7 protein-coding genes and 1 tRNA gene are annotated in these 7599 nt (G+C 67.6%); 5 read left to right on the top strand and 3 right to left on the bottom strand.

Annotated features, from left to right (window positions below):
- Nucleotides 1-322 precede the first annotated feature (322 nt).
- Complete coding sequence (locus RTO53_RS18685; RefSeq protein ID WP_312239190.1) at nt 323-2296, top strand: peptidyl-prolyl cis-trans isomerase; 1974 nt, start codon at nt 323-325, stop codon at nt 2294-2296.
- Between the two features lie 260 nt (nt 2297-2556).
- Here the strand turns inward: RTO53_RS18685 and RTO53_RS18680 are convergent, their stop codons facing one another.
- Complete coding sequence (locus RTO53_RS18680) at nt 2557-3786, bottom strand: transglycosylase SLT domain-containing protein (RefSeq protein ID WP_312239189.1); 1230 nt, start codon at nt 3784-3786, stop codon at nt 2557-2559.
- Nucleotides 3783-4550, bottom strand: coding sequence for a hydroxyacylglutathione hydrolase (gene gloB, locus RTO53_RS18675; RefSeq protein WP_312239188.1), 768 nt, complete (start codon nt 4548-4550; stop codon nt 3783-3785). The genes RTO53_RS18680 and gloB overlap by 4 nt, the downstream gene beginning before the upstream one ends.
- 11 nt (nt 4551-4561) lie before the next feature.
- On the opposite strand from gloB, the gene RTO53_RS18670 reads away from it, so the two are divergent.
- From RTO53_RS18670 to dnaQ, 3 genes are read left to right on the top strand one after another with little or no spacing between them, the layout of a single operon-like run.
- The gene (locus RTO53_RS18670; RefSeq protein ID WP_312239187.1) at nt 4562-5206 is read left to right on the top strand and encodes a methyltransferase domain-containing protein; all 645 of its coding nucleotides are present in this window, start codon (nt 4562-4564) and stop codon (nt 5204-5206) included.
- 11 nt (nt 5207-5217) lie between these two features.
- Nucleotides 5218-5670 (top strand): ribonuclease HI, encoded by a 453-nt coding sequence (rnhA, locus tag RTO53_RS18665; RefSeq protein WP_312239186.1) that lies wholly within the window; start codon nt 5218-5220, stop codon nt 5668-5670.
- 4 nt (nt 5671-5674) lie between these two features.
- Nucleotides 5675-6400: a DNA polymerase III subunit epsilon gene (dnaQ, locus tag RTO53_RS18660; RefSeq protein WP_312239185.1), complete on the top strand. Its 726-nt coding sequence runs from the start codon at nt 5675-5677 to the stop codon at nt 6398-6400.
- Nucleotides 6401-6421: 21 nt separating this feature from the next.
- Here dnaQ and RTO53_RS18655 read toward each other — a convergent pair whose 3' ends face one another.
- Nucleotides 6422-7126: a protein phosphatase 2C domain-containing protein gene (locus RTO53_RS18655; RefSeq protein WP_256775650.1), complete on the bottom strand. Its 705-nt coding sequence runs from the start codon at nt 7124-7126 to the stop codon at nt 6422-6424.
- A 170-nt stretch (nt 7127-7296) separates the two neighbouring features.
- On the opposite strand from RTO53_RS18655, the gene RTO53_RS18650 reads away from it, so the two are divergent.
- Nucleotides 7297-7387 (top strand) — tRNA-Ser (locus RTO53_RS18650).
- Nucleotides 7388-7599 lie beyond the last annotated feature (212 nt).

Genomic DNA, 7599 nt, shown 5'->3' with positions numbered 1-7599 from the left:
TAAAGGAGGAGGGGGCGGCCGCAGGCCGACGCCGGGGGACATTCGCCGGAAAGGGCATGGGGACCCAGCGCCCGATCCGCCGACAACCGCGCCCGAAAAGATGCAGAGCACGCTCTGTTCTCGCCACGCGATGGCCGAAGAACCGGTTTGTCCGCCGCGGCGACATCCAGCGCGTCACGCCCGCCTGTGATCGATGTGATTGCGACATCCGGCGGCCCGCAGCCGTTGCAGTAGCGGCGCCGCGCCTGCCCGCGACGGTTTTGGAGCCACGCCGGAAGCGGGTTACACTGCCCGGCTCGCCACTCAGGCCATGATTTTTCCCATGCTGCAGAAACTTCGCGACAAGACCTCGGGCTGGATCGTTACCGTGATCCTGGGGCTGCTGATGATTCCGTTCCTGTTCGTGATCGACTCCAGCTACCTCGGTGGCGTGGGTGCGCAGAACGTGGCCAAGGTGGCAGCGCCGCCGACGTGGTGGCGCTCGGCGCCGGCATGGTGGCCGATGTCGTTCCTGTGGCAGCACCATGAGATCAGTTCTCAGGACTTCCGCGTGCGTTTCGAACAGGCGCGCCAGCAGGCCCGCCAGGAGCAGGGCGAAGACTTCGACCCGCGCCATTTCGAAAGCACCGAGAACAAGCTGGCCGTGCTCGACCAGATGATCGACGAGCAGGTCGTGCGCCTGGCCGGCGAACAATCCGGCATCGTGATCGGCGACAACGCCGTGCGCGAGTACATCGCCGCCATCCCGGCATTCGTGGGCCCCGATGGCAAGTTCAGCGACACCCAGTATCGCCTGGCGTTGGCCGGCGGCAACCCGCCGCGCACCCCGACCCAGTTCGAGGCGCTGGTGCGCGAGAGCATCCAGCAGTCGGTGATCCCCTCGGCGCTGCAGCTGTCCGGTTTCGCCACCGCCGCTGAAACCGAGCGCCTGCTCAAGCTGCTGGGCGAAACCCGCGACGTCGAACTGGCCGCCCTGCCGGAACTGCCGGCCGATACCGCCGAAGTGACCGACGCGCAGATCAAGCAGTGGTACGACAGCCACACCAAGGACTTCCGCCAGCCGGAAACCGTGTCGCTGGAATACGTGGAAATCAACGGCGCCACCCTGCCGGCCGCCACCGCGGCCGACGAGGCCACCCTGCGCAAGCGCTATGCCGACGAAAAGGCACGCTTCGCCGCACCGGAACAGCGCCTAGCCTCGCACATCCTGATCGCCGCCGATGGCAAGGATCCGGCCAAGCTGAAGGTCGCCGAAGAAAAGGCCACCCGCATCGCCGCCGACGCCAAGAAGCCGGGGGCCGACTTCGCCGCGCTGGCCAAGGCCAACTCCGAAGACCCCGGTTCCAAGGAACACGGTGGCGATCTGGGCTGGGTCGAGCGTGGCGCGATGGTCAAGCCGTTCGAAGACGCGCTGTTTGCGATGCAGGCCGTTGAAGTGACCGGCCCGGTCAAGACCGACTTTGGCTACCACGTGCTGCTGCTGCGCGAAAAGAAGGGGGGCGAGAGCCGTTCGTTCGAAGAAGTGCGCGACCAGCTTGCCGCAGAGCAGCTCAAAGCCGACAACGAGCGCGCCTTCACCGATGTGAGCGGTCGTCTGGTGGATCTGGTCTACAAGAACCCGACCTCGCTGGAAGGCCCGGCCAAGGAAATGGGCCTGCCGGTGCAGACGCTGGGGCCGTTCACCCGCACCACCGCCAGCGGCATCGCTGCCAATCCGGCCGTGCTGCGCGCCGCGTTCTCCGACATCCTCACCCAGGACAGCACGGTCAGCGACCCGATCGAGATCGCACCGAACCACAGCGTGATGATCCGCGTGACCGACCACAGCCCGGAGCAGGCGCTGCCGTTGGACAAGGCCCGTGAGCAGGTGATCGCCGCGATCCGTGCCGACCGTGGCCGCCAGGCCTCGGAGAAGGCCGCTGACGCGCTGCTGGCCAAGCTCAAGGCCGGCCAGACCCTGCAGGCGCTGGCTGTCAGCGAGAAGCTGCAGGTAAGCCCGCTGCCGGGCCTGCCGCGCACCCAGCCGGTCCCGACCCCGGAGATCAACCGTGCCGTGTTCGGTGCGCAGGCACCGGCCGAAGGCAAGCCGAGCTACGGCAAGGTCGCCGTACAGGGCCGTTACCTGGTCTATGCGGTCACCAAGGTGACCCCGGCCAACCTGGCCGAGATCCAGCCGGAGCAGAAGAAGGCCTTCACCGATCAGCTGAACCAGATCGACGGCATGGCCGCGGCCAAGGCCTACATCGACGCGATGCGCAAGCACTACAAGGTGCAGACCGAAGAGGCGAACCTGTAACCGATCCGGTTGCAGCGGCAGCAGAAGGCCCGGCATTGCCGGGCCTTCTGCGTTGTGGAGGGGGATGCCAGGCAGGGCCTCAGGTTCCAGGCGATCAAGCGCCCTCGGCCATGGTCATGCCGACACCGCACCCTGCGCCCCCATCCTCCATACGTGCTCCGCTTCACGTTGCGACCTTCCACGATATGCAGCACCCGGAAACGACGATGCCCGGCATCGCCGGGCATCGCAGGTACTGCGCTGGATCGCCGGGTAACCCGTCAATCCTCCACGCGCAACACCGCGCCGGGCTTGAGCACGCTGCTGCCGTTGAGCCCATTGAGCGACAACAGGGCCTTCAGCGGCATGCCATAGCGGCGGGCGATGGTCCACGGCGATTCGCCGTCGCGCACGGTGTGGCGGCGGCTGCGCGGACGATCGGCGCTGCTGGCCACGGTCCGGGCCACGCGCGGTGCCGGGGCCTCGGCCTTGGCCGAGGGCGCCGTATCGACGGGGGCGGGGCTGTCGGCCGCGGCGACCGTCGCCATCACCGCAGCGCTGGCGTCCACCGGCGCATGGCTGGCCGGGGCCAGCACGGTGACCTGGCCGCTCGGACGGCCCTTGCCGCTGGCCAGGGCCGGGTTGAGCCGGGCGATCCGCGCCGGGTCCAGGGAGCGCTGTGCGGCCCACTGCTGGACGCTGGTGCCGGCCGGCAGGGTGTGGCCCTTCAGCACCGGCACGGTGCGGTCCAGCGAGGCCATCACGCCGGGCTTGGTTTCAGCCGTTTCCAGCACGCAGGCCAGCGCGTGCAGCTTCTCCACGTAGGCGTAGGTGATCGGCGACAGCCCCGGCAGTTCGGCTGGCCGCGCGTTCTGCGCGTTCATGCCGGCCTTGCGCAACGACTGCAGTACGCGGTACTCACCGGCGTTGTAGGCCATGGTGGCCAGGCGCCAGTCACCGCCGAACATGCCATGCAGGGTCTTGAGGTAGCGCACCGCGGCCTGGGTGGAGTCCACCGCCGACAGGCGACCGTCGTACCCGGCGGTCATCTGTACCCGGTGGTTCTTGGCGGTGGTGGCGATGAACTGCCACAGCCCGGCCGGGCCGCTGCCGTTGCGCGCATTGGGCCGGTAGCCGCTTTCCACGAACGGGATCAGCGCAAATTCGGTGGGAAGGTTCGAGCGACGCAGCTCTTCGACCACGTAGCCGAACAGCACCAGGGCGTCATCGTCCTGGTTGGCCAGCCGCGACGGCGCATGGGCGAACTGCTTCTGCCAACGCGGGCTGGTCGCCTCGGCGTTGCAGGTCGGTTCGGCCAGGCCTTCACGGAAGCTGGCGAAGATCTCCTGCCCGTTGCGCACCGAAACCGGCGGCAGGGCGGCGGGGTCCAGTGGCAGCTGCGAGAGCCCGGACACGTTCTGCGACATTCCCGCACTCAACGACTGGGCGCTCGCGCCACCGGCCAGGGCAAGTCCCAGGCCGAGCGCGAGCGGCAACAATCGCCGGCTCATGTACGGAATCCGTCTTTCCAGCCGCGCAGACCTGCGACGACATCGACTTCATCGGTGACGGGGCGACCCAGGTGGGCACTGACGGCCCGCTGGATCGAGGGAAAACGGGTACGCAGGAACGGATTGCATTCCAGCTCGCTGGCCAGTGTTACCGGCAGCGTGGGGCGTTCATCGCGGCGCATGGCCAGGGCCTCCTCATGGCGCTGCAGCAACGCAGCGTTGGTGGGGTCGACGTGCCGCGCGAAGACGGCATTTGACACGGTGTATTCGTGCCCGCAACACAACAGCAGATGCGGGGGCAGGGACGCCAGCTTGTGCAGGGATGCCTGCAGTTGGGACGGCGTACCTTCGAACATGCGGCCACAGCCCAGGCTGAACAGCGCGTCCCCACTGAAAAGGTGTTCAGCGGTGTGAAACGCGACATGCGACCGGGTGTGGCCGGGCACGGATACTACGTGGAACCCCAGGCCCAATGCCTGAACGTGTTCACCTTCGCCCACCCGATGGGTCGCCATCGGGATGCGGGGATCGTCCGGCGCATACACCGCAACCCCGGGATGGCGGGCCTGCAGCTCGGCCACGCCGCCGATATGGTCGTCATGGTGGTGGGTGAGAAGAATCGCCTCCAGCGTCCATTCCTGCTGCGCTGCCGCAGCCAGAACCGGCGATGCCTGGCCCGGGTCGACAACGACGGCGCGGCCGTCGTCGGCGACCAGCGCCCAGATGTAGTTGTCCGCAAATGCGGGTAGGGCAGTGAGTCGCATAGAATTGGACCATGCCCGCCACGCCGAGCCCCCGTCAAGCGTCAGTCGCATCCTGGTTTGATACTGAACCGGCACACGTCCTGTGCCAGCTGGAGTTGCAGCGCCTGATGCCGCTGCTCGCCGAGCACCCGGTGACGCCCTGGCTGTGGGTGGCGCCGACCGCCGCGTGGGCGGCCCTGCCCAGCCTGCCGGGGCGGGGGCTGCGCCTGTACCGCGACGGCGCCGGGTTTGCCGGCGATACCCGCTGCGGTCTGCCGCTGCCGCTGCCCAGCGAAAGCGTCAACGCGATCGTGCTGCAGCACGTCACCGCCCGCGACGCCGAACAGCTGATCGACGAATGCGCACGGGTGCTGATGCCCGGCGGCCGGCTGTGGCTGTCCACCCTCAACCCGTTCAGTCCGTATCGCCGCCAATGGCGCCACCGCGGGTTGGTGGTGCGCAGCCCGCAGCGGCTGCGGCATACCCTGGACCGGTCCGGGCTGGCCTGCCAGGACGTGACCTACCTGGGACCGATGTGGCACGACCGCGCACCCGGCCACCGCAGCCTCGCACTGCTGCGCGCGGCGTGCCTGTTCACCGCCGAGAAACGCACCCTGGCTTTGCCGGGACCTACGCCACTGCCGGTCCGCCAATGGCACGGCACCGTGGCGACCTGATCTGGAATGCAATGAAGACCATAGAAATACACACCGACGGTTCCTGCCTCGGCAATCCCGGCCCCGGCGGCTGGGCGGCACTGCTGCGCTACAACGCGCACGAGCGTGAGCTGAGCGGCGGTGAAGCGCACACCACCAACAACCGGATGGAGCTGATGGCCGCCATCTCCGGGCTGGAGGCGTTGAGCGAGCCGTGCAACATCGTGTTGTTCACCGATTCCCAATACGTGCGCCAGGGCCTGACCCAGTGGATGCCGGGCTGGATCCGCAAGAACTGGAAGACCGCCGGTGGCGATCCGGTCAAGAACCGCGAACTGTGGGAGCGCCTGCACGCGGCCACCCTGATGCACACCATCGACTGGCGCTGGGTGAAGGGCCATTCCGGTGACCCGGACAATGAGCGGGTGGACCAGCTCGCGCGCGATGCCGCGATCCGGATCCGCGCCGCCGGCCCGGTACACTGAGCCCATGCGTCAGATCATCCTCGATACCGAAACCACCGGCCTGGAATGGCGAAAGGGCAACCGCATCGTCGAAATCGGCTGTGTGGAACTGCTCGAACGTCGCCCCAGCGGCAACAACTATCACCAGTACATCAAGCCGGACTGCGAGTTCGAACAGGGCGCGCAGGAAGTCACCGGGCTGACCCTGGAGTTCCTGGCCGACAAGCCGGACTTCGCGCAGATCGCCGATGAGTTCCTCGCCTTCATCGATGGCGCCGAACTGATCATCCACAACGCCGCGTTCGATATCGGCTTCCTGGACAACGAGCTGTCGCTGCTCGGTGACCACTACGGCAAGATCACCGACCGCTGCACGGTGGTCGATACCCTGAAGATGGCGCGCGAGCGCTTCCCGGGCCAGCGCAATTCGCTGGACGCGCTTTGCCGGCGGCTGGGCGTGGACAACGCGCACCGCCAGTTGCACGGCGGCCTGCTCGATGCCCAGATCCTGGGCGATGTGTACATCGCGCTGACCTCGGGCCAGGAAGAGATCGGCTTCGGTTCGGCCGACGAGGGCAAGGGCGGTACCGCGCACGCGCAGGCGTTCGACACCTCGCGCCTGCTGCCGCGCCCACGCGTGGTGGCTACCGCGTCCGAGCTGGACGCCCACGAAGCGCGGCTGGCCAGGCTGCGCAAGAAAGCCGGCCATGCGATCTGGGACGGCGAACGCGAGATGGCCGAAGCGGGCTGACCGCAGGACGCAGGTCAGCCCTCAGTGGCAGCGCACCAGGATCACGGTGATGTTGTCCGAACCGCCGCCATCCAGTGCGGCGGCGACCAGGGTATCCACGCATTCCTGCGCGCTGGCGTCGTCGAAGGCCAGGGTGCTGGCGATGCCCTTGTCTTCCACTTCTTCGGTCAGCCCGTCGCTGCACAGCAGCAGCTGCATGCCCGGGCGCAGTTCGCCGGTGGTGGTGGCGACGTTGAGGTGGGCCGGGTCGGTCACGCCCAATGCCTGGGTCACCACGTTGCGGTGCGGGTGGGCGCGGGCCTGCTCGGCGGTCAGGTTGCCCTGGGCGACCAGTTCCTGGACCACGCTGTGGTCCTGGCTGAGCTGGGCCAGCTGGCCATCGCGCCACAGGTAGGCGCGGCTGTCGCCAACCCAGGCCACTTCATAGCGGTTGCCCTGCACGCGCGCGGCGACCACGGTGGTGCCCATCGGCAGGCTGTCGTTGCGCCGCCGCGAGGTGCGGATGATTTCTTCATCGGCAACCCGGATGGCATGCGCCAGCGACGCGCCCTGTCGGATCTCGCGCACGATGGTCTCGCGCGCCAGCGCGCTTGCCACTTCGCCGCAGGCGTGCCCCCCCATGCCGTCGGCCACCAGCCACAACGCCAGTTCGCCATCGCCGTAGTAGGTGTCCTCGTTGAGGTCACGGCGCAGGCCGGGGTGGGTCAGGTGTCCGAATTCGATCATGGGGAGGCTGCAGCCAAGGGGACGTTGCGGGGAATAACGGCATGATCGCGGCCCGCCGGACATCCGGCAAGGCATTCATACAGAAGAAATTCACTTCCACTGCAAACGAATGACTTGTCGCCGACGCGTCCTGCCCGTATCATTCGCCTCCCGGTTCGCCGGGACCATCTGGAGAGGTGGCAGAGCGGTTGAATGTACCTGACTCGAAATCAGGCAGGCGTTTATAGCGCCTCGGGGGTTCGAATCCCCCCCTCTCCGCCAGATCAAAAGAAAAGGGCTGCCCACCGGGCAGCCCTTTTCTTTTGATCTGGCGCGGGATGCGACGGCGCGTTGCGCCGTCGCCCCAAACGCCGCTTCGCAGCGTTTGGGCCCGGTCCCTTTGCCTGCCTCTCCCCGCCCCTGTCGGGGCAGCCCCTCAACAGAGGGGCTTGTGCCACCAGCAGAGAGTGCGCCACCTGACAGCAGGATCAGAA

Origin of the sequence: Stenotrophomonas sp., from assembly GCF_031995405.1 — a bacterium.
GTDB lineage: Bacteria > Pseudomonadota > Gammaproteobacteria > Xanthomonadales > Xanthomonadaceae > Stenotrophomonas.
This window is presented reverse-complemented; position numbering and strand designations above follow the sequence as displayed.

Coding starts and splice junctions, on each gene's coding strand:
- RTO53_RS18685 (WP_312239190.1), top strand. CDS start 323: ATGCTGCAGAAACTTCGCGACAAGACCTCGGGCTGGATCGTTACCGTG.
- RTO53_RS18680 (WP_312239189.1), bottom strand. CDS start 3,786: ATGAGCCGGCGATTGTTGCCGCTCGCGCTCGGCCTGGGACTTGCCCTG.
- gloB (WP_312239188.1), bottom strand. CDS start 4,550: ATGCGACTCACTGCCCTACCCGCATTTGCGGACAACTACATCTGGGCG.
- RTO53_RS18670 (WP_312239187.1), top strand. CDS start 4,562: ATGCCCGCCACGCCGAGCCCCCGTCAAGCGTCAGTCGCATCCTGGTTT.
- rnhA (WP_312239186.1), top strand. CDS start 5,218: ATGAAGACCATAGAAATACACACCGACGGTTCCTGCCTCGGCAATCCC.
- dnaQ (WP_312239185.1), top strand. CDS start 5,675: ATGCGTCAGATCATCCTCGATACCGAAACCACCGGCCTGGAATGGCGA.
- RTO53_RS18655 (WP_256775650.1), bottom strand. CDS start 7,126: ATGATCGAATTCGGACACCTGACCCACCCCGGCCTGCGCCGTGACCTC.